At 35.5% G+C, this 21,250-nt stretch carries 20 protein-coding genes; 11 read left to right on the top strand and 9 right to left on the bottom strand.

Annotated elements, in window-relative coordinates; all coding sequences use genetic code 11:
• Nucleotides 1–27: 27 nt before the first annotated feature.
• Complete coding sequence (locus tag ACI48O_RS01010) at nt 28–777, bottom strand: tRNA lysidine(34) synthetase (RefSeq protein WP_435559835.1); 750 nt, start codon at nt 775–777, stop codon at nt 28–30.
• Nucleotides 778–808: 31 nt separating this feature from the next.
• Nucleotides 809–1,069, bottom strand: a complete 261-nt coding sequence (locus tag ACI48O_RS01005) for a DUF7669 domain-containing protein (RefSeq protein WP_435559834.1) — start codon at nt 1,067–1,069, stop codon at nt 809–811.
• Between the two features lie 238 nt (nt 1,070–1,307).
• On the opposite strand from ACI48O_RS01005, the gene ACI48O_RS01000 reads away from it, so the two are divergent.
• Nucleotides 1,308–1,775, top strand: coding sequence for a GNAT family N-acetyltransferase (locus ACI48O_RS01000; protein WP_435559833.1), 468 nt, complete (start codon nt 1,308–1,310; stop codon nt 1,773–1,775).
• 134 nt (nt 1,776–1,909) lie between these two features.
• Here ACI48O_RS01000 and ACI48O_RS00995 read toward each other — a convergent pair whose 3' ends face one another.
• Complete coding sequence (locus tag ACI48O_RS00995; protein WP_435559832.1) at nt 1,910–2,917, bottom strand: DUF3231 family protein; 1,008 nt, start codon at nt 2,915–2,917, stop codon at nt 1,910–1,912.
• Between the two features lie 294 nt (nt 2,918–3,211).
• Here ACI48O_RS00995 and ACI48O_RS00990 point away from each other — a divergent pair, with 294 nt between their 5' ends.
• Both ACI48O_RS00990 and ACI48O_RS00985 read left to right on the top strand, forming a co-directional pair.
• A complete protein-coding gene (locus ACI48O_RS00990) occupies nt 3,212–3,367 on the top strand; it encodes a hypothetical protein (protein WP_435559831.1) in 156 nt (51 codons plus the stop codon).
• A gap of 357 nt (nt 3,368–3,724) precedes the next feature.
• Complete coding sequence (locus tag ACI48O_RS00985) at nt 3,725–4,744, top strand: site-2 protease family protein (protein WP_435559830.1); 1,020 nt, start codon at nt 3,725–3,727, stop codon at nt 4,742–4,744.
• Between the two features lie 129 nt (nt 4,745–4,873).
• Here ACI48O_RS00985 and ACI48O_RS00980 read toward each other — a convergent pair whose 3' ends face one another.
• Nucleotides 4,874–5,311 carry a DUF6220 domain-containing protein gene (locus ACI48O_RS00980; RefSeq protein ID WP_435559829.1) on the bottom strand — a complete coding sequence of 146 codons (438 nt, stop codon included), beginning with the start codon at nt 5,309–5,311 and terminating at the stop codon, nt 4,874–4,876.
• Between the two features lie 78 nt (nt 5,312–5,389).
• Nucleotides 5,390–5,833: a DUF6220 domain-containing protein gene (locus ACI48O_RS00975; protein WP_435559828.1), complete on the bottom strand. Its 444-nt coding sequence runs from the start codon at nt 5,831–5,833 to the stop codon at nt 5,390–5,392.
• 354 nt (nt 5,834–6,187) lie between these two features.
• Here ACI48O_RS00975 and ACI48O_RS00970 point away from each other — a divergent pair, with 354 nt between their 5' ends.
• Both ACI48O_RS00970 and ACI48O_RS00965 read left to right on the top strand, forming a co-directional pair.
• The gene (locus ACI48O_RS00970) at nt 6,188–6,727 is read left to right on the top strand and encodes a sigma-70 family RNA polymerase sigma factor (RefSeq protein ID WP_435559827.1); all 540 of its coding nucleotides are present in this window, start codon (nt 6,188–6,190) and stop codon (nt 6,725–6,727) included.
• Complete coding sequence (locus ACI48O_RS00965; RefSeq protein WP_435559826.1) at nt 6,720–8,132, top strand: DUF4179 domain-containing protein; 1,413 nt, start codon at nt 6,720–6,722, stop codon at nt 8,130–8,132. The genes ACI48O_RS00970 and ACI48O_RS00965 overlap by 8 nt, the downstream gene beginning before the upstream one ends.
• Before the next feature lie 543 nt (nt 8,133–8,675).
• On the opposite strand, the gene ACI48O_RS00960 is transcribed toward ACI48O_RS00965, so the two are convergent.
• Entirely contained in the window at nt 8,676–9,173 is a 498-nt protein-coding gene (locus ACI48O_RS00960; protein WP_435559825.1) for a hypothetical protein, read from the bottom strand.
• 200 nt (nt 9,174–9,373) lie between these two features.
• Nucleotides 9,374–9,541 (bottom strand): hypothetical protein, encoded by a 168-nt coding sequence (locus ACI48O_RS00955; RefSeq protein ID WP_435559824.1) that lies wholly within the window; start codon nt 9,539–9,541, stop codon nt 9,374–9,376.
• A 519-nt stretch (nt 9,542–10,060) separates the two neighbouring features.
• On the opposite strand from ACI48O_RS00955, the gene ACI48O_RS00950 reads away from it, so the two are divergent.
• Complete coding sequence (locus ACI48O_RS00950; protein ID WP_435559823.1) at nt 10,061–11,809, top strand: alkaline phosphatase D family protein; 1,749 nt, start codon at nt 10,061–10,063, stop codon at nt 11,807–11,809.
• Nucleotides 11,810–11,987: 178 nt separating this feature from the next.
• Here ACI48O_RS00950 and ACI48O_RS00945 read toward each other — a convergent pair whose 3' ends face one another.
• A complete protein-coding gene (locus tag ACI48O_RS00945) occupies nt 11,988–12,446 on the bottom strand; it encodes a YdeI/OmpD-associated family protein (RefSeq protein WP_435559822.1) in 459 nt (152 codons plus the stop codon).
• A gap of 271 nt (nt 12,447–12,717) precedes the next feature.
• Here ACI48O_RS00945 and aspA point away from each other — a divergent pair, with 271 nt between their 5' ends.
• Together aspA and ACI48O_RS00935 are read left to right on the top strand one after the other, a co-directional pair.
• On the top strand, nt 12,718–14,148 hold the full coding sequence (gene aspA / locus ACI48O_RS00940; protein WP_435559821.1) for an aspartate ammonia-lyase: 1,431 nt from the start codon (nt 12,718–12,720) through the stop codon (nt 14,146–14,148).
• Between the two features lie 33 nt (nt 14,149–14,181).
• Complete coding sequence (locus ACI48O_RS00935) at nt 14,182–14,670, top strand: YehS family protein (RefSeq protein WP_435559820.1); 489 nt, start codon at nt 14,182–14,184, stop codon at nt 14,668–14,670.
• Nucleotides 14,671–15,003: 333 nt separating this feature from the next.
• Here ACI48O_RS00935 and ACI48O_RS00930 read toward each other — a convergent pair whose 3' ends face one another.
• The gene (locus tag ACI48O_RS00930; protein WP_435559819.1) at nt 15,004–15,678 is read right to left on the bottom strand and encodes a YczE/YyaS/YitT family protein; all 675 of its coding nucleotides are present in this window, start codon (nt 15,676–15,678) and stop codon (nt 15,004–15,006) included.
• Between the two features lie 293 nt (nt 15,679–15,971).
• Between ACI48O_RS00930 and ACI48O_RS00925 the strand changes: the two genes are divergently transcribed.
• The 3 genes from ACI48O_RS00925 (at nt 15,972) to ACI48O_RS00915 (ending at nt 21,166) form a co-directional block, all read left to right on the top strand.
• The gene (locus ACI48O_RS00925) at nt 15,972–16,682 is read left to right on the top strand and encodes a LytR/AlgR family response regulator transcription factor (RefSeq protein ID WP_435559818.1); all 711 of its coding nucleotides are present in this window, start codon (nt 15,972–15,974) and stop codon (nt 16,680–16,682) included.
• A complete protein-coding gene (locus tag ACI48O_RS00920) occupies nt 16,679–17,998 on the top strand; it encodes an ATP-binding protein (protein ID WP_435559817.1) in 1,320 nt (439 codons plus the stop codon). The genes ACI48O_RS00925 and ACI48O_RS00920 overlap by 4 nt, the downstream gene beginning before the upstream one ends.
• 261 nt (nt 17,999–18,259) lie before the next feature.
• Nucleotides 18,260–21,166 carry a glycoside hydrolase family 3 N-terminal domain-containing protein gene (locus ACI48O_RS00915; protein WP_435559816.1) on the top strand — a complete coding sequence of 969 codons (2,907 nt, stop codon included), beginning with the start codon at nt 18,260–18,262 and terminating at the stop codon, nt 21,164–21,166.
• Nucleotides 21,167–21,250 lie beyond the last annotated feature (84 nt).

The following is a 21,250-nucleotide window of genomic DNA, read 5'->3' as shown; positions in this document are numbered from 1 at the left end:
TAAAATTAGGTCTTAATAACTAGATTCTCATCTTTGATCAATCTTCCAAAAATCCTCTTCCCGAAGATTCATAGCCCCATTCATAAAATTTTGACGCAATTCAGGGTAATCAATACTTAATTTCTTTACAAGGTCTTTCATTTCTTCGCGTTTTGTATTTTTATCAGCCGGACAAGGGTTATGTATAATAGGGATGTTTTTTGCTTTAACAAAATTTATGATCGTCTTTTCTTCGATAGCAAGCATTGGACGGATTAAGGTAATGTTAGAGCGATCCAAATATGTTATGGGTTTAAAAACACCTAATTTTCCTCCATAAAAAAGGTTCATAAAAAATGTCTCAATACCATCATCTAAATGGTGACCATAAGCTAGTTTATTACAACCCAATGACGCTGCATATTCAAACAGAACCCCTCTCCTTAAGTTAGCGCATAAAGAACAAGGATTTTTTTCTCTCTTAATGTCAAAAACAATTTGACTTATGTTCGTTTCTTTTATATAGAGCTCATGGCCAAGTTTTTCAACGAACTCTTTTAAGGGTAAAATATCTAAATCCTCAAACCCTAGTGAAAGTGAAATAGGTATTAAGTCAAAATGAAAGGGAAGTTGTTCTCTTAAAATCGTTAATATATACAATAAAGTTGAACTATCTTTTCCGCCAGACAAACCTACAGCTACTCTATCACCCTCTTCTATCATTTTGTATTGTAAAATGGTTTTCTTGATGGGAGTTAATAGCCGTTTTTTATCAGAATTGGATAATGTTAAAATCAATTTCTTCTACTCCTTGAAAAAAATAAAATGTCTACGTAACTGTTTCGTAGCATAATTGATAAATTCCTGGCTTAATTCGTTGAAAGTCATTGTAGACAGTGGCATGGTGACTGGGAGAATTTATACAACATTTAGAGCTAATATGAGTACTAATTGTATTTTCTTTATAAATCGTTTTGTTCTTGTTCATCTGTTCTGTTACTTCTTTAATCGTAAATTCATTTTTGTTTTTGGCACTAATTATTAATTTTACCGTATAAAGGATTTCTTCTCTACAGGTTTTAAATCGCATTAGAAACACCTCACAAATTATTGCCCTTAGCATACCAAATAAATACAAAGTAGAATAGTAATTGGAAGTTGTGAGGAGAGTATGTGATTAGAGTTAGTGAAGAAAAATGCACTTCAAAAATCGGGCGCAATTTTCGAGAGATGATTGCGCCTATTTCATGTTTGGGCCAGATTATTTAAGATATGTATTACTTATCGTTTATAAAAATATATGATTATTACATAACGAGGTGATGTAAATGATAATTAATTCTGCAACAATTTCAGATGCAGCAGTAATTCATGATTTAATGATTAAGGCATTTATGGAATATAAGAATGAAAACCCACCATCAAGTGCTTTAGAAGAAACTGTTCAGTCAGTTTCAGACGCTTTAGAAAAAGGGGAAAAAGCATTGATTGCTTTTGAAGAAAATAATCCAGTTGGTATGGTGCGATTTCAATTAAAAGACGAGGGACTATATTTTTATCGTTTGTCCGTTATTCCTGAAAAACAAGGAAAAGGCATTGCAAAAAAGATATTAAAATCTTTAGAGGACTATGCAAATAATGTCGATGTAACTACAATCCTATGTAAAGTTCGTATGACAATACCTAAAAACATACAGCTATATAGCTCCATAGGTTTTGATGTCTATGATGAAGAGGTTGTACATAAACCAAATGGTATAAATATTAAAGTTGTTTCCATGAAGAAAGAACTTTAATTCATCAATAATCAGTGGCGTTAGTGAGAGTTCTGCCATTGCATATTAAAAGCAGCCTATCATTAGCTGCTTTTAATATGGTGAATTATGGTAATTGGGGTGTAGGGCTTATTATCATAAAGTAATATTTTAAGTTATACTTTTCTATCCACTGCTTGAGGGGGTTCTTCAAACCATTTTTCTTTTATTGCAAATAGTATACCTTGTCCATAATACATTTTCATATCGTCAGCAATTTTATTAAATTTTAAAATGATATCTGTTCTTAAACTTGAAGTCATAGCCTGACTTATCATGGAAAAACAGAATATCCCCAAACATGTATTAATAAAAAACAGCATTAATTTATCGGAGAAAGGTGATACCCCTACATCAAATATTTTATAATCACCTGATGATGAAATCGGAATATTTTCTTTTTCAAGAACATCCTGAAGAGAATCTAATACTTTTTCGATTCCATCTCTCCCTTCACTAAAATATTGTTTTAGATCTTTTGTTGTAGCTAATTTATTAAAAGTTACAAAGACCATTTTTGAAAATTGTGCCCTATGAATAACTCTGGATAAATTGGCGATTTCTGGAGCATTTACAGGTCTGGATCCCCCAAAAAAACCATTGAGATATTTAATGGAATCAGCCAATTCGATTTTCTTTTCAATCGCTATCTGTGGAGGTTTTAAATATACTCCTTTTGATAACATTAAATCTACAAGTTCATTCTGTATATTCAATGTAAATTCTATGTTCTCTTGTAAATGGTATCGAACATCTTTTCTGGAACTATCTGAGAATGCAATCGGATAAGTACTCATTGAAAGCAATGTAAAATCAAAACAAAAATATAAAATAAATGTATCGGAAAAAACCTTATCTGCCTCTGCACGTAGATCTGCGTCAGTAAAACCAAGAGGAATAGTTAAATTTTCATTAAGAAAAATATCTTTAAGCTCATTTAAATTTTTTTGAGATTGCAATAACATTTTTTTTATCACTTTTTTTATTTCATTATCTTCTGTAGTGTTATAGAAATACTCAAAAAATCTCTGTTCCATGCTATTTTTTAAATAGGAAGACCATATGTTAGATACTTCTGTGGCAGTTAATCCATCTAAAGGTTCTATGTTCTCTGTATGTTCCATTTTATCCACTCCTTTCCAAATTATTATTACTCAAAATGAACTATTTATTAAAATTGTCTAAAATAAAAATCTCTCATTTGGAACCTAAACAGAATCGGGTGGTTTTTTACCAGATTGATGGGTTTAATGTTATTATTATCCACATGTAAAACTCAATGAGGTGAAGGATAGATATACTTTCTATTCGTTTCTTTCTACGGAATGACAATCATTCCGTCAAAAATAAAAATGATTGTGCTCCTGTTCATTTTGTTTGCAGGCTTTAAATTACAAGAAGGGATCTGGAAGACCTTTATGACCCATCCATTCACAAGGAATCTAGGATTGTTGACCGTAAACGAGAGCATCATCACCAAAGCCAAAAACCGCTCGCTAACCGTCACATGGCTCATCCTACTCGCTGTACTTGCACTGTGGACATTATGGATTGGAAATTTAGTAATTGGTTAAAGGAAAACCTTAGTTTTATCCATTTTCCTTGCTTTAGTGAATTAGAATTAATGATTAAGTTCGAAATCAATTTATAGTTAATCCATTATTGGGTGTAAAAATTAAAACAAAAAATGTACTGCTGTAGCAGTACATTTTTTGTTTTTTAATTAGTTAAATGGCGGTTGAATAAAGGATTGTATATTAATCTTTAATGAGACTAACAAAAGAATAAGAACAACGAAATTAAGTAAATAAACGAAAAATTGGTAAAAAATTAGAACTTTTCAATTAGACACACGTATTAAATATCAAATACTTTTTTGATGGTTATAGTTAAACAAGAATAAAAAGCATTAAGAATAAAGGGGAAACGAGATGAAAAAGAAAAAAACATGGTGGGCAAGTATTGGAATTGGTAGTATTCTTTTATTTTCAAAACTAAAATGGATTCTAGTATTTTTAAAGTTTTTTAAATTTACTACTGTTATTACTCTCTTAGTTTCATTCATAGCATATGGACTAACATATGGATGGAAATTTGGTATTGCACTAATATATATCCTAATGCTTCACGAAATGGGCCATGTTTGGGCGATGAAGAGGTTGGAGATTCCAACTTATGCCACTCTATTCATCCCTTTTATCGGAGCGTTAGCAAGGGGAAAAGAACAAGCAAAAAATGCCTATGACGATGCATATATTTCCTATATGGGTCCTGCCTTTGGACTTTTATCTATAATTCCAGCGATTTTACTTTATGCATTAACAGAAAATGATTTTTGGATGATGGTGATATTTTTTGTGGCAGTTACCAATCTATTTAACTTAATTCCAATTCCCCCTTTTGATGGAGGGCATATTGTTAAAGCTATAAACTTTAAAATTGTGATGATAGGCTTTGCCTTTGCTTTGGTAACTATGTATTTAATAAAATCGTACTCTTTGATTTTCTTTATATTGTTAGGGATGATTTACGCTATTGTTTTTTATGTTGAGAGAAGAAATGCCCCTAAAAATATAGAGAAATTAATAGAGATAAATGAAATTAAACAAGGTATCCAAGACAATGAAGTTGAAAATGAATTTTTAATAGAAATTCTTGCACAAAAGCGTGAAACTTTCTCAGGGGTATTTCAAGAACCGTTTGATCAATCAATAAAAGTACTGAAAAAAGCAGAGAGTGAGAACCTTCAAGAAGAGGTCGTGGAGATATTCAAAAGATTCATTCAAGATAAAAGAAAGTATTTTGATTATCTCGGGAGTTTTTCTACCATTACGACGAAAGAAAAATGGAAAATCACTGTCGTTTATCTAGCCTTACTTCTTATTTTAATAGCCATTACCTATTCTGGGTTTGTTGTTATTGGCGACGAAATAAAAGATATGAAATTATAATAAATGAATTGATCTGAGCAATCGTTAAAAAGCCCATCAGATTTAGCTTTATCTGATGAGCTTTTAAATGCTAGCCCGCTTCGTTATTTTAAAAGGTACCGTTGATGAACTCGGGCTACAATCCCTACGTCATATACCTGTACCGGTGTATTGGAGTTGTTCCTTATTATCATGATTTTCTTTCTTGTTTTTTACAACACTCCGAAATGAACCCCAAGCAATATACGATGTAATCATAAATATGACGAGTGTAAATACTGCATGAATAGCACCGAGCCAACCGTATGTAGTATAGTATTGGAAGTTGATAATAAAGAATAACAAAAAGGTCAAAAATCTATACAATTTATGAATTTCACCAATATTACCAATAATAAACATAATGACTGGAATAAACTCCATTATGTATACTAAGTCTTTGTGGAATTCCCAAAGTCCACCATCAAAAAAAATAGCTAAACCTGCTAAAGAAATTTGGGTGAAGAGCCCAAGCAAAAGAATCCATGCTAACAGTATAAATAAGGTTCGTGAGTGTTTTTGTATCTTAGCCTTAGTTTTCTGACTCATTTTCATTAAAACTCCCCTCCATTTCTACTTTAACAACCTAGACGTGCAAATCTATCAACTCGTCCCATGAAACAGACTTCAAATTTCTGTACCTGTGTATTGCAGTTGCTGCTTATTATCATGATTTCCTTTCTTGTTGTTTACAACAATCTGATATGAACCCCACGCAACGTATAATGAAATCATAAATAAGACAATTGCAAATACTGCATGAATAGCACCAAGCCAACCGGTTTTAGTATAGTATTGTAATTCGATAATAAAGAATAACAATAAGCTCAATCCATTATATAATTTAGGGATCCCACCAAGATAACCAAAAATAACCATAAAGACTGGAATAAACTCAATTACATTCATAATCGTTCTGTGTTTTTGCCAAAGCCCACCATCAACAAATACAGCTAAGCATGCTAAAACAACTTGAGTGACAATCCCAAGCAAAAGAATCCATGCTAACAGGAAAAATAAGGTTCGTGAGTATTTTTGTATCTTAGTCTTAATTTTTTCACTTATTCTCATTAAAAATCCCCCCCATTTCTACTTTTAAGTCCTATACATGCACACCTATCAAGATGCTTCCCAATTACTTATGCAATATTTTTATTTTATTAATAGTCTAAATAGACTGTACAATTAAAGTGTCAAGAAATCGTGCAGAAATTATGAACTTTCTATGTCTATATGTTGCGGCTAACGCACAAGCCCTGTCGAAGCCATCCTGAAATAATAATAAGCAGAAACTGAAAATGGTTTCTGTTTATTTTTTTAACTTAGGATTTTATTAACATGTTATGGTTTTCTTAGAAAAACTTAAACTGTTTGAAACTTTTTTTGAGTATAAATTCCACTAATTAGTAAAGGGGGTCAAAACAGATGGATTTGGAAAGCCACCGACTAGTAAAAAAAGCAATTAAAGGCGATAAGAGCGCCTTTGAAAAGTTAGTTCAACAGCACTATGAAAGAATATATCGGACTGCCTATCTTTATGTACATAACGAAGAAGATGCTTTGGATGTTGTCCAGGAGGCAACTTATCAGGCCCTTACATCTATCCATTCTTTAAAAAATCCGGAGTATTTTACGACCTGGCTAACGAAGATTGTCATTCGATGTTCAGGATATGTGATAAAGAGAAAAAGCAATGTTGTTATGCTGAGTGATGAAATACTATCAAATCTGCCGGGTCAAGCAAATTCGAACATTGAAGAATCTTTGCAACTCTTAAATGCAATTCAGCAGCTGAGAGAGAATTATCGTACTGTTATTATTCTATTTTACTATTACGATTACTCGATAAAAACGATTAGTAGTGTCATGGAAATTCCAGAGAATACCGTAAAAACTTATTTAAGCAGAGGGAAAGCGGAGTTAAAAAAGTCCTATAAAAATGAGGAGGACAAATGCCATGGATAACAAGGAATTCAAAACCGCAATAGAGCAAATACCTGTGCCAAAAGATAAAGTATTTAGCGCCATTTCCAAAGGGCTAAACAAGGACGTGAATGGAAGATCAAAGAAAAAGAAGGTTCTTGCTGGTTTGGCCACGACTGCAGCTCTTCTGGGAATCACGGTTGCCTCCGGATTTGTTAATCCTACAATGAATAAAGTATTGGCTAATACCCCTTTAATAGGCGGGATTTTTCAAGAATTTAATGATGCAACAGGTGTGGAGTTAGCTAATCTGAATGCAGTCACTGAGTTAAATCAAGCAATTACCAAAAACGGGGTAACTGTAAAACTAACCAGCGCTTACTTTGATGGCAATGTGGTGTCAATTACAGGATTTGTAGATGAAAATGTTGAAAAAGGGCATAACGAAAAAGGGGAAGTAAGTTTTGATGTAAATTTTGAACACAATAAAGGGGATAATGACCCTTGGCTAAATGGAATGTCAACAGGCGTTAAGAAAGTGGAAAATGGATATAACTTTCAATGGAAAATGGAGTATCCATATAAATCATTTAAGGAGAATTATACTCTTCCTATTACTATTCATAATATCAACGGGATAAATGGCGAATGGAAATTTGATATTCCAATTAAACAAGAAAAAAATAGTACACTTGTATTTAATCAGGAGCAAGGATACCAAGAAGATGGGTTCAAAATCCGTATAAAAGAGATTCTTACCGCAAAAGCGTCCTCCTCGCTTATTTATGAGACTGTGGAGAAATACAAGGGTGATGATATTTATATACTAAAGGCAGTTGATAATGACGGAAAAGTATATAGGTTTGGGAATGGAACATCACTTGAGGAATCGAAACAAGAAGATGGATATCATAATACCGTTCGGACAGAGATGACCAAGCTGAATTCTACCATTACTTCCCTTACTTTTTATCCGCGGATACATGTTGCAGATCCAAAAGTAGAACAGCTATTGGATAAAAAATCTTTTACATTAAAAAGCAAGCGGCTCAACTTAGGCCTGCAGGTCAATGATGTTATTCAAAATGGTGGGAAATTGGTAATAGATTATCAACTTACAGGGCTCCCGAAAAAATTGAGTAAAGGTAAACTAGATATTATTAATAATAACTTGGAATACGCTTTCTGGTTGGTTGATAAAAAATATTTAACCAAGATCGACCCGGAAAATCCATGGCCTCCTAAAAACCACGGTATTCCGTTTAATAAAGTAAAAATGATTGATAAGGAAACAGCACACTTCCAATCTACTTTTTACTTAAATGGAGAAGAAACGATTGAGAATTTTAAGCTGGAAAATACAATGTTGCTATTTGACTTTTCAAGCTTTGTCCCAGCTAAGGATTTAAAACCATTTACTGTTGTGCTTCCAGTGGAGAATGAATAAACTCACAAGCAACTCTCCAGTGTCGTCATATACAATCAACACACGTCGAAGCGGTCGTGAAGCTTGTTTTATATAAATAAACAGGAACTTAACGTACTAACAAGGAATGATAATTGAAGACTCTTTTTGGTTAAAAGATTGACTCGCTTTACTATGAAGAAGTAAAAAGTGGAAAACTAAAACATCATATTGATACTTTAGGTAAAATACGATGATAGCGGTATCGTTATTGGATTATCAATTTGGTGGATCTGCACCAGGAGAGCTGTTAATAAAGCATTTTGGTTTTATGATAGAAAATGTAGTAAATCAGGCAAAGGCAGTAATATGTAACAATAAAAACATAAAAATAATAACTAGAAAGACTGATAACTTTTGAATAAAGCTTTCAGTCTTTTTCTTTACTTCAAAGTTTATATAAAACTCAAACTTTGCACTTAAAAAATTTGGTGAATTACCTGAGCCTGTAAATTGTTCCAAAACAATTTCTTAGCTATACTAGTACCCCTTTTACTTAGATGAATAATTTAAGTTAATATTACATTAGATCACTCCCTTAGCCTTTGAACGGTTTAAAATAATCAAAATTGCAAACCCAATATAGCCAAATCCAACCGAACCGACTAAAATTTCGTAAGACTCTTTTACCGACTCAGGGTCGGTGAAAAGAGTATTCATGATCACTATCATAATGAAATAAATGATGACAACAATGGCAAGACCGAGTAGACTTGCACAAACGTATGCCTTTGTCGTATGAATTTCTTTATATAAAACTTTTGGCGATAGGATAAATATTACGGCTGATAAAATGGAAACGAATAGCAAATATTCAATTAATGAAAAAGAAAAATAGTGAACACTTTCAACGATAGTCCCGGCTTCCACACCTGCTGCATACAGGACATTTGAAGTGAAGAATGTAAGGACGCTGACAAGCAAAATGTAAACAGTGCTAAATATTACAGCCGGTTTATTGGACTTAATGTTTTTACTGAGCCAAAATCCATAAATAAATAACCCAAGACCTGTGATCGCCACAATATACACCGAGATTAGTAATAATTTATTAGGGATGACGTTTGAAAATTGATAACAGGCCAAAGTGAAAAAAACGTCATAGCAAATAAAACCCAATTAACATATTGCATATTTTTCTTTAGCTTTTCACTTTGGACAGATTGTTTTGTTTTCATTTTGTATCTCACTTTCTAAAATCTTGTACTACACTGGTTAATTTTTCAGGCAAGCATTGTAGCAGGATAGTAATGTTTCAATTCCTGTGCCTGCCATTGAATATTGATATTTTCTTTATAGGTTTCCATACTTTTTTTAATATCCTGGAGAGAATCTGTATAATGATTTAACTTTCTGGCTTGTGAAACAGCTCGGCTAACATCGAATCCCATCAAATCACCTCTTTACTTTTAAAGAGCACCACAGAGAAATTATTATTCATCGTTTTTCTTACAAACTAGATAAGTAATAAATTACCAACAGGAAAATTATACCATAAAAGGTTTAATTTTAGAAAAGTGTTTAAATTTAAATAATTATATCAATTTTAAAAATGGTGTGGACTGAGTTTATCTCAGAGTTAATTTTGGGGTCATCTTAAAGGAGTTACGCGTAAAGCCCACTCCTTTATTTATTTCCTTTGCAACGAATTAGTAGATTCAGTATGTAAGTTTTCTATAAAAATTTTTTAAAGAAAATCCAGGAGAAAAAGACTAAAAGAATGAAAAAATTTAAAAAAAACAACGTTTTGTTGGAACAATTAGCCTCTTTCTATGTTAATCGTCCTATTCTAAATTTCCTGTGCTTTGACAACAAAGCATTTTTCTATTTACAAACCTTCATAATCTATTAAAAAACTCCCTTTATAATCAAATTCGTATTTAAGAAAATGAATTTGAGAGGGGAAAACCATGACAAATGAGAGAAGTTTGGACGAATTAATTAGAAAGTTTAATGAAGAGAATTTGAAAAAGAACATTGATCGCCGCGGATTTCTTCAAGGTGCGGGAAAGATCGCAGGGTTGTCTCTTGGAATGGCAATTGCTCAATCAATAGGAGGATTTAAGGTAGATGCTGCTCCGAATTTCAGTGACTATCCTTTTACCCTTGGGGTCGCTTCTGGGGATCCTCTATCAGATAGTGTCGTTTTGTGGACGAGATTGGCTCCGGATCTGTTAAATGGTGGAGGTATGCCCCCGCATGTCGTCCCAGTCAATTGGGAACTTGCAACAGATGAAAACTTCCGCAATGTGATCAAACGAGGAACAGAGCAAGCTTCACCTACCCTCGCACATTCTGTCCATGTAGAAGTAGACGGCCTAAATGCGAATAGTGTTTATTTTTACCGATTCAAAAGTGGGAATGAACTAAGTCCTGTTGGAAAAACCAAAACCTTACCGGCCGTAGGTGCCGGTGTAGCAAGTATGAAGTTTGCCTTCGCTTCCTGTCAACAATATGAGCATGGCTATTATACCGCGTACAAGCATCTGGCAAAAGAGGATCTTGATCTTGTGTTCCATCTTGGGGATTACATATATGAATATGGTGCAAATGAATATCTTTCACCAACAGGCAATGTTCGTGCACATAATAGTGACGAAATTATCACGCTTGAAGATTATCGCAATCGTTTTGCCCAATATCATTCTGATGAACATCTCAAAGCAGCACATGCAGCATTTCCTTGGGTTGTGACTTGGGATGATCATGAAGTGGAAAACAATTACGCAAATGTTATTCCTGAAAAAGGTCAGTCTGTGGAAGCCTTTATCAAGCGCCGTGCAGCTGCGTATCAGGCTTATTACGAGCATATGCCACTACGCAAATCGTCGATGCCTTATGATGGTGGTATGCAATTATACCGACAATTTAGTTATGGTAATTTGGCAAACTTCTATGTTCTTGACACACGCCAGTACCGTGATGATCAAGCAAATGGTGATGGATCAAAAGCCCAAACACCGGAATCCTTAGATCCAAAGCGAACTCTTCTTGGGGCTGACCAAGAAAAATGGTTGTTCGACCATTTAGGAAACTCGAAGTCTTATTGGAACGTCATTCCCCAGCAGATTTTCTTTGCGCAGCGCAAATTCGGAACAAGCACAGCACCAAAATTCAGTATGGATGCATGGGATGGGTATCCGGCTGCTCGCCAGCGTGTTACAGATTTCATTGCCGGCAAAAACATGAATAACGTGATCGTTCTTACCGGTGACGTGCATGCAAGCTGGGCTTCTAACCTAGTGCCGGATTTTAACAATCCCGAAGCACCGATTATTGGAGCTGAGTTTGTAGGAACCTCTATCACTTCTGGTGGAAACGGATCTGATTGGCGGGCCGATACGGAGGCTACTTTAGCTCAGAACCCCCATATCAAATTTTTTAACAACTTCCGCGGTTATGTTCGTTGTCAGATTACGCCCGAACAGTGGCGTGCTGATTATCGGGTCGTTCCATTCGTGACTGAGCCTGGAGCAGATATTTCGACGAGAGCGTCATTTGTTTATGAAAAAAATCCAAAAGGCTTGCAGGAAATAGCGACGACTACGGTACCGATGGGTGCCCAGATGTCTAATGAAGTGGAAGAAGATCGCCACCTTGCTCACAACCGCGCACACGAAAAACAAATGGAGAAAAAGCGTAAAACCGTTACCCATTAATTTATGACCAAGGTTTTGTGATCGGCCATTTTGCTGTTTTTGAGGAAATTATCTCTTTGAGGTAGTTATTGGGGTGACCTATACTTTCTGCTCAGGAAAATTTCCAGTGATAGTTATTACAAAAAAACTGACTCAAAAGAGCCGTAAATTAACGATCTTTTGAGTCAGCCTCTTTTGATTATCTCAGTTTCTTTCCCTCCGACAACAACCCAACTGCCTTTATGATACGATCCGATCTTGTTTCCTGACGTTTTGCTGAAGTAATCCAGGTGACATATTCCTTTTGAGCAGTATAGGAAAGTGATTTGAAGGTAGCTACTGCGGTTTCATTATGATTCATTGCCAATGAAAAATCCTCAGGAACCTCAACTGTGCGTTCTTCTAAATCTTTTTCTAATGTCACAAGGATTTCATCACCAAAGCTTTTGCCGATTTTGTTCCGAATTTCCTGAGTAAGACCAAGCATATAACAGCCCCCCATACTTACAACCGATCCCCGATAGTCGACACCATCAAAAGTAGCTTTTACTTTAACACGTTTTGAACCGAACACCTCATAAACGTCAAATGGTGGCTCAATATAAGCGGCATTTTTGTTTTCATGTTGTTTGATAATTGCCTTGAACTCCTGCATCATAAATTTCCTCCTTATTTATAAGTTTCAGACCTTTTAAACCTTGTCCTGTATGTTGTATAAATTATTAACAAAATTCACGATAGGCTCATTATATACAAGATAGAGGGCTATGTTAACGAAATGTTATATTGAAAGATCTTTAAGTGACAGAAAAAGTTTAAATACTTAAAAGCTCTATTCAGCGGAAAAGTGGTTAATATCAAGAGATTTAATCAAACTAAACATGAGGATTGATGGGTTTAGATTTACTTCTATAGAGGAGAGCGAAAATATGTCAAACACCGAAAGCAACATGAGAACCGAAAAGGATTTTTTAGGAACAAAGGATGTCCCATCCGAAGCCTATTATGGAATCCAGACACTCCGCGCTGTTGAGAACTTTCCTATTACTGGCTACCGAATCCATGAAGAATTAATTAAGGGCATGGCCATCGTAAAAAAAGCAGCTGCCCTTGCTAATATGGATATCAAACACCTCTACTCCGGGATAGGAGAAGCAATCGTCAAGGCAGCAGATGAAATGATCGAAGGGAAATGGCACGACCAGATTATTGTCGATCCAATCCAAGGTGGGGCAGGAACCTCCATTAATATGAATGTAAATGAAGTTCTCGCCAACCGGGCCATCGAAATACTAGGGAAAAACAAAGGGGATTATTCGTACTGCAGTCCTAATTCCCATGTGAATATGTCACAATCGACGAATGATGTATTTCCTACGGCCATGCATATTGCCGTGTTGAAGCTTTTAGATAAATTGTTAGTCACTATGGAAGACATGCTTTCAGCTTTTAAGGAAAAAGCTAAAGAATTTGATGCTGTTATAAAAATAGGACGGACCCACCTTCAGGATGCAGTGCCGATCCGTCTTGGACAAGAATTTGAAGCCTACAGCCGTGTCATTGAAAGGGATATTCGAAGAATTAAACAGTCCCGTCAATTTTTATTTGAAACGAATATGGGCGCAACTGCTGTTGGAACTGGCCTAAATGCAGACCTCCGTTATATTGAATTAGTCGTTAAATATTTAGCTGACATCAGTGGTTTGCCGCTTGTCGGAGCAGAACATCTTGTCGATGCAACACAAAATACGGATGCATATACAGAGGTATCTGGAGTATTGAAGGTTTGTATGATCAACTTATCAAAAATAGCCAATGATCTGCGATTAATGGCCTCCGGTCCAAGAGCGGGCTTAGGGGAAATAAGCCTCCCTCCCAGACAGCCAGGTTCTTCGATCATGCCCGGTAAAGTGAATCCGGTTTTGCCGGAACTGATTAATCAGGTAGCATTCCAAGTAATTGGCAATGATCAAACCATTTGTCTCGCATCTCAGGCAGGTCAGCTTGAGTTAAATGTTATGGAGCCTGTTTTGATTTTCAACCTGCTGCAATCGATCAGCATCATGAATAATGCGTTTCGAACGTTTACAGACCATTGTGTAAAAGGAATAAAAGCGAATGAAGCAAGATTAAAAGAGTATGTAGAAAAGAGTGTTGGAGTGATTACCGCGGTGAACCCGCATCTCGGTTATGATGAAGCAGCTCGAATTGCCAGGGAGGCTATTTTAAGCGGCGAGCCAATCCGAGACCTATGCCTGAAATATGATGTTTTGACAGAAGAGGAGTTAAATGTGATACTTGACCCATACGAAATGACCCATCCTGGAATCGCAGGTGCTTCCTTGCTGGAAAAAGATTAAATAAATTGTAAAGTTGTAAGCGGAGGTCTATAGATGGAAAACAATGATATATTAGTTCGATTAAGATATGCTCTCGATATTAAAAATACTGATATGGTAGAGATATTTAAATTAGGTGGTATTAACGTAACAAAAGAAGAAGTTCTAAAAATGCTTACTAAATCAAATGAGGATGATGACGAAAATGAAGACATCATTAAATTAAATAATGTGAAGCTAGAATCATTTTTAAACGGTTTTATTACGTTTAAAAGAGGAAAACAAGATCCAAAACCGGGACAACCTGATAGACCTCCACTTTCGAATGAAAGCATAAATAATGTACTTTTAAAGAAATTGAAAATTGCTCTCTCCTTAAACAGTGAAGATATGATCGATATTTTAAAAACGGCTGGAGTTACTGTAACAAAGGGCGAAATAAGCGCTATTTTAAGAAAAGAAGGACATAAGAATTATAAAGAATGTGGCGATCGATATGCCCGAAATTTCCTGAAAGGCTTAACGCTTAAATATAGGGGATAACGTGGTAAACCGATAGCATAACAAGAAGTATGACGGCGATTTTTATGTTTGCGGACATCCGTTCCGCTATTTTGATAAAATGAGTACTTTTAGATAGGTGAACGGACACCAGATTCGCTATCTGTTAAAATCTGAGCATTATTCATGTGTTTTTATCAAAATAAGCGATCCTATGTCCGATAAGAGTAGTAAAAAGGTGAATTTAATCAAAATAAGGTCTTCTGTGTCCGCAAAATAACCTAATAGTGTTGTAATAAAGAAAACTCGCCAAACTCGCTGGCGAGTTTTGCTTTTATATGCCAAAAGCTATGTCAAAATGACTGTTGGACATTCCTAATTCCCAGACCCAACAGATTGCTCTTTTTTATTACGAAAAAGCATTTTAAATGTCCCGTCCAATGTTTCGTGTTTGACTTTAGTTGCATCAAACTTAAGCAGCTTAAAGGTTACCTGAACACAAAATCCGATCACAAACGCAGATATAATCGTTCCGACCCCAACCATTCCTCCAAGTTTCCAGCCGATAAACACTGCTAAAAGCTCAATGGTTCCACGGCAAACACCTACAGGTAATCCCGTTTTTCGAGTGAGTACAACCATCAAGCTGTCTCTGGGGCCTGCTCCAAACGCTGAACCAATGTAAAAGTACGATGCTAGTGCGATGATAAATAATCCTACAATCATCATTAGGATTCCAATAATAAAATTACTTGCTATCGGTATGATAGAAAACGCGATTAGAACGTCCAAAAACACTCCGATCAGCACCATATTCAAAATAGTCCCTAATCCTAGTTTTTCACCCAACAATATGGTTATAATTCCAATTATTACACCAGCAATAATGGAGACGGTTCCGATGCTCATTCCGATCGTTTTGGCCAATCCAACATGAAAAACATCCCATGGTGCGTACCCAATGTGTGCATTCATCGTAACAACGATTCCAAGCGAATATAAGAAGAGGCCTAATATTAAACGGAGCAAACGATTAAAAAATAGTTTCATATAAAATCTACTTTCTTAATGTGACTTTAATAAGGTTCGATAAACACAATTATATAGCATTCATCGTTTTTCTTCATGCGATGACAAAAATAAACTATATTGATATAATCTAAAGGATGTCACATAGTCACTTTTTGGTTTTCACAAAAGTAAGGAAAAAATATCAGGAAATAAAATTGAATCTGAATTGTTTCGGCGGTACTCTTCCTAGGGTACCGCCCAAAATATAAAAAGAGATATTAAAGAAGATTTTTTATATAGGGTTTGGCAGTTACACCGTAGGGAGGCCAAAAATGATTCGAATTGCAATAGTTGAAGACGAAATGAAATATCAGGAACAATTAATAGAATTTCTGCGCAGGTTTGAGCGAGAAAAGGGTGAAAACATCGAAATTGAGACATATTCAGATGGTGATGAATTTGTTGAGAATTATCGGGCCCAATTTGACATCATCTTAATGGATGTTCAAATGCGCTTTATGGATGGAATGTCTGCAGCAGAGGAAATTAGAAAAATGGATTCTGAAGTGGTTATTATTTTTATCACTAATTTGGCACAGTATGCGATCAAGGGCTATGCAGTGGACGCATTAGATTATGTATTAAAACCAATTTCATATTTTCAGTTTTCAGAGCGCCTGCATCGTGCTGTAGATAGAATGAAAAAACGTGATGTCCAATTTATTACGATAAAAATAAAAGGTGGAGTACAGCGTTTTAACATTGCTGATATTTACTTTGTAGAGAGTCAGGGACATAATCTCATATTTAGTTCAAAGCAAGGGGAGTTTATCGCTTCCGGAACGATGAAGGAATTGGAAAATCAACTATCTAGTTTTCATTTTTTTCGTGGCCATAAAGGTTATTTGATTAATCTGGAACATGTAGAGGGAATGAACGATAGCTGTGCAATAGTGAGGGGAAAAGAACTTCTTGTGAGCAGAAATAAAAGAAAAGCGTTCATGGAAGCCCTATCCAACTATTGGGGAGAGGTAATAAAATGAACGATGTTCTTCCGGACATACCAAGATTATATACAGCATTGGCCGAGTGGCTTGCTTGTATTATTTACATCTCTGTTTTAAAAAAGAAACTAAAAGGGTGGCAGTTGATTTCTTTTTCAAGTGGAGCCCTAATTGTACAATCTGTTTTTTTGGTGTTGACTAAAGATTTACCCATTGTCTTTTGGATTCCATGTATGATTGCAGCTATTGGAATGATGTTTTTCTTAATCTATATGAGTTGCGACATAAACGCGCTTGAGGCAGGTTATTTTAGTGTAAGAGCTTTTGTCGCAGCAGAGTTTGTAGCATCATTGGAATGGCAAATACATTTCTTTTTTTTAAATGGTGAAAAATACAACTTGTTAATAGATTTACTTGTGCTGAGTGTCATTTATGGATTCTTATTCTTGTTAATCTGGTTCCTAGAGAAACGTCATATCCCAAATGAAGGTAAATTGAATATAAGACCGCGTGAATTATGGTCAACTATCTTTATAGGAGCAGCTGTTTTTGGGATTAGCAATTTAAGTTTTGTGACTGCAAGAACCCCTTTTAGTGGAAAATATGCTCAGGAAATATTCAATATCCGAACCTTGGTGGATTTAGGCGGATTTTCGATATTGTATGCATACCATATACAATTGAATGAATTAAGGATAAGACACGAGTTAAAAGCAGTTCAAAATATACTTCAGAATCAATATGTGCAATATCAGCAATCGAAAGAGAGTATAGAAATAATCAACTATAAGTACCACGATTTAAAGAATCAGATTATTGCTCTTAGGGCTGAAGAAGATGAAGAGAAAAGAAATGCTTACTTGACACAAATGGAAAATGAGATCAAGACCTATGAAGCCCAAAATAAAACGGGAAATCATGTGTTGGATACAGTACTCACGACCAAAAATATTTATTGTATAAAGAATGGGATTACCTTAACCTGTGTGGCGGACGGAACATTGCTTAACGGTATGGATGTAATTGATATTTGTACAATTTTTGGTAATGCTTTGGATAATGCAATTGAATATGTACAACAAATTGAAGAAGAAAAAAGATTAATACATGTTTCAGTATTTGCTCAAAAAGGATTCCTAATGATTCGATTTGAAAATTATTATGAAGGTAAGCTTAAACTTGAAGGCGGCCTACCAGCAACTACAAAGAATGATACCGTAAATCATGGTTATGGATTAAAGAGTATTCGATATGCGGTCCAGAAGTATGATGGTGTCGTAAATGTAGTTCAAAAGGATAATTGGTTCGAGCTACAGATTTTAATGCCCTTATTAACTAGATTGCCGAATAATTGAATTGAATTGAATTTTTTAGGCTTGAGTTGTGTATATAATGCACACCCAAGCCATTTTTTCTTTTTACATAATGCATTTACTACAGTTCATGCAAAATTACATACAGTTTATGCGAGTTGGCTGGAATACGAAAAAAACCATGCTATCATTTCGTTGTGAAAGCGGTGAATGCGCTTTATATAAGGCGAAGGGAGTGTTGTAAAAAGCGCCTTTAAGTAAGCTGTAATTATTGTTTTATTAGACATTTTAGGGGGAAGCCATATGGCCAAAAAGAAGATGAGCAAGAAAAAGTTTCGCATAGTATGGAGCTCTGTACTATCGGTTCTACTTGTAATTGTTGTGGCAGCTAACGTGGCGTTAGCTCAATTCTCAGATGTAATCTCATCATACTTTTCAAAAATAGATTTAGAAAGCGCAGAAGCTGTTAAAGCACGTGAAAAGTCAGAGATACTTGTTGAGAAGATTGCAGACGAAGGTATTGTCCTTTTACAAAACAATGAAAGCGCTTTGCCGATCAAAACTTCACAAGACAACAAAACAAAGGTAAACGTTTTTGGATGGAGCTTTACTGCCCCGATTTATGGTGGTACAGGTTCAGGTGCATCGGATGCATCAAAAGCAGTTTCACCAAAAGCTGGTTTGGAAGCAGCTGGTTTTGAAATCAATGAGGAATTATACAAAGCTTACGAGGACACAGGTATTAAAAGACCAATTGTAGGAATGGATGGCCAAGACTGGTCAATTCCAGAACCGAAACCATCTGATTTCTACACCGATAAATTAATGAAACAAGCGAAAGATTTTTCTGATACTGCAATTATTTTCCTAGCGCGTTCCGGTGGTGAGGGTGCCGACCTTCCACGCAGCATGGATGGCCCTGATACATTTGACCCAGAAGGTGGTCCATTTGGTCCAACAGGTCAAAAATTTGGTAATGAAGATGACTTAGATGCAAACAAACATTACCTGGAACTTAGCAATAGAGAACAAGGCATGATTGATGCCGTTACGAAAAATTTCGATAATGTCATTCTTGTTGTAAACAGTGCAAATTCATTTGAACTCGGCTGGGTTGAAAAGTATGACCAAATTAAAAGTATCTTGAATGTGGCAGGTCCAGGACAAAATGGATTTAAATCACTAGGTAAAGTTCTTTCTGGTGAGGTTAACCCATCAGGTAGAACAGTCGATCTTTATACGAAAGATCTTCTTGATTCACCTGCAATGGCAAACTTTGGTGATTTCGATTACGTTGTGAAAAATGAAGATGGTTCCTATTCACAAGCAGCAGATTCAAGTAAAGTCCTTTTAAAATATGTTGATTATACAGAAGGCATTTATGTTGGATACCGTTTCTATGAAACCGCTGCAGCGCTAGGCGCAATTAATTATGATGAAAAAGTACAGTATCCATTTGGCTATGGTTTAAGCTATACAAGCTTTGAACAAGAAGTTGTAGCAGACAGCTTAAAGTGGAATGACAAAGAAGCAACTGTCGATGTTAAAGTTACAAATAATGGTTCAGTAGAAGGAAAAGAAGTTGTTCAATTATATTACTCAGCACCTTACACTGGGAAAATTGAAAAATCTTCCGTCGATTTAGTTGCTTTTGAAAAAACAGATATTATTAAACCAGGAGAATCTGAAACTGTAACACTTAAATTTAAAGTAGAAGATATGGCATCATTCGATGCTAATAAAGAATACAGTAAAACAGGTTCATACGTTCTTGAAGCAGGCGAATATAAACTGATGCTTATGAATAACTCTCATGAAAAAATTGCTGATGTTGGATCTAAGAACCTTTCTGAAGTTGTTTATGACTCAGGACGTTCAACAGATAAGCAAGCAGCTGTTAATCAGTTTGATGACGAAGTAACTGGTGAAGGAAGTATTTCCACATATTTATCAAGAGCTAATGGATTTGAAAATTTAACAGAAATCAACAAAAATGAAGCATTTACAGTAAAGACTGCTGATGGAAAGACAAAAGAAGTAAAAGGCAAACTAGTAGATTCTAAATTTGTTAAACAAATTAGCAGCATTCGTTACGATGTACCTGCTGATACACACGATTCAGCACCTACAACAGGAGCTGATAATGGTAAAAAGCTAAAAGATTATACTGGTGTAGACTTCAACGATAAGTCTTGGAACGAATTACTTGACCAGCTTACAGTGGATGAATTAGTTAAATTATCAACACTAGGCGGTTATAGAACAGTCGAAATCAAGTCTGTAGGTAAACCTGCAACATTAGATTATGATGGACCGGCAGCAATTAATAATATGAATATGGCTGCAAACGGACAATCTGGTACTGCATTCCCTTCAGAAATTATGATCGCATCAACTTGGAACACTGAACTTGCCGAAGCAATGGGTGAACATATCGGAGCCGAAGCTAAGGCATATGGTGTAACTGGTTGGTATGCTCCTGCAATGAACGTACACCGTACGCCATTCGCAGGAAGAAACTTCGAATACTACTCAGAAGATGGAATTCTTTCTGGTAAGATCGCAGCGGCTGTAACAAAAGGGTTCCAAAGCCATGGCGGATATGTATATATCAAGCACTTTGCTTTGAATGATCAGGAAACAAACCGTACTGTCGGAGTGTTAACTTGGAGTAATGAACAAGCGATTCGTGAAGTATACTTAAAGCCATTTGAAATCGCTGTTAAAGAAGGTGGAGCACAGGCTGTTATGTCTTCCTTTAACAGTATCGGTAATAAATGGGCTGGTTCAGACGATGGTCTTCTTAAAGAAGTTCTTCGTAAAGAATGGGGCTTCACTGGTCATGTTATTACAGACTTTTATATGAATGGTGGCGGAATTAACGCATATCCTTACATGAATGTTGAACTTGCTGTCCGTAATGGAAACGACCTAATGTTAACTGGTGCGGCGCCAATGGGTGTTCCAGAAGTAAACACTAAGAGCAATGATACATTATGGGCATTAAGAGATTCAGCTCATAATATTCTATACACTACAGCTAATAGTAGCGCTATTGAGGGTAATTTAAGTACTGATACACCTCAATGGATTATTATCACAGTAATTGTGGATATTCTTTTAGTATTAGGTATTGCTACTGCGTTTGTCTTTGTTTTCCGTAAAAGCAAGAATAGAGACCAAGAAATAGAAACTTTACATTCTGCATAAAAGAATATGAACATCACAGCATGAAAAAACAAGAATAAAAATCACTGTTTAGGCGGTACTTCTACTGGGTACCGCTTAAATTTT

Origin of the sequence: Neobacillus terrisolis (genome assembly GCF_051233475.1) — a bacterium.
In the GTDB taxonomy this organism is placed as follows: domain Bacteria; phylum Bacillota; class Bacilli; order Bacillales; family Cytobacillaceae; genus Bacillus_BU.
Note: the sequence above shows the minus strand (reverse complement) of the source record. Positions and strands in the feature narration are given on the sequence as shown.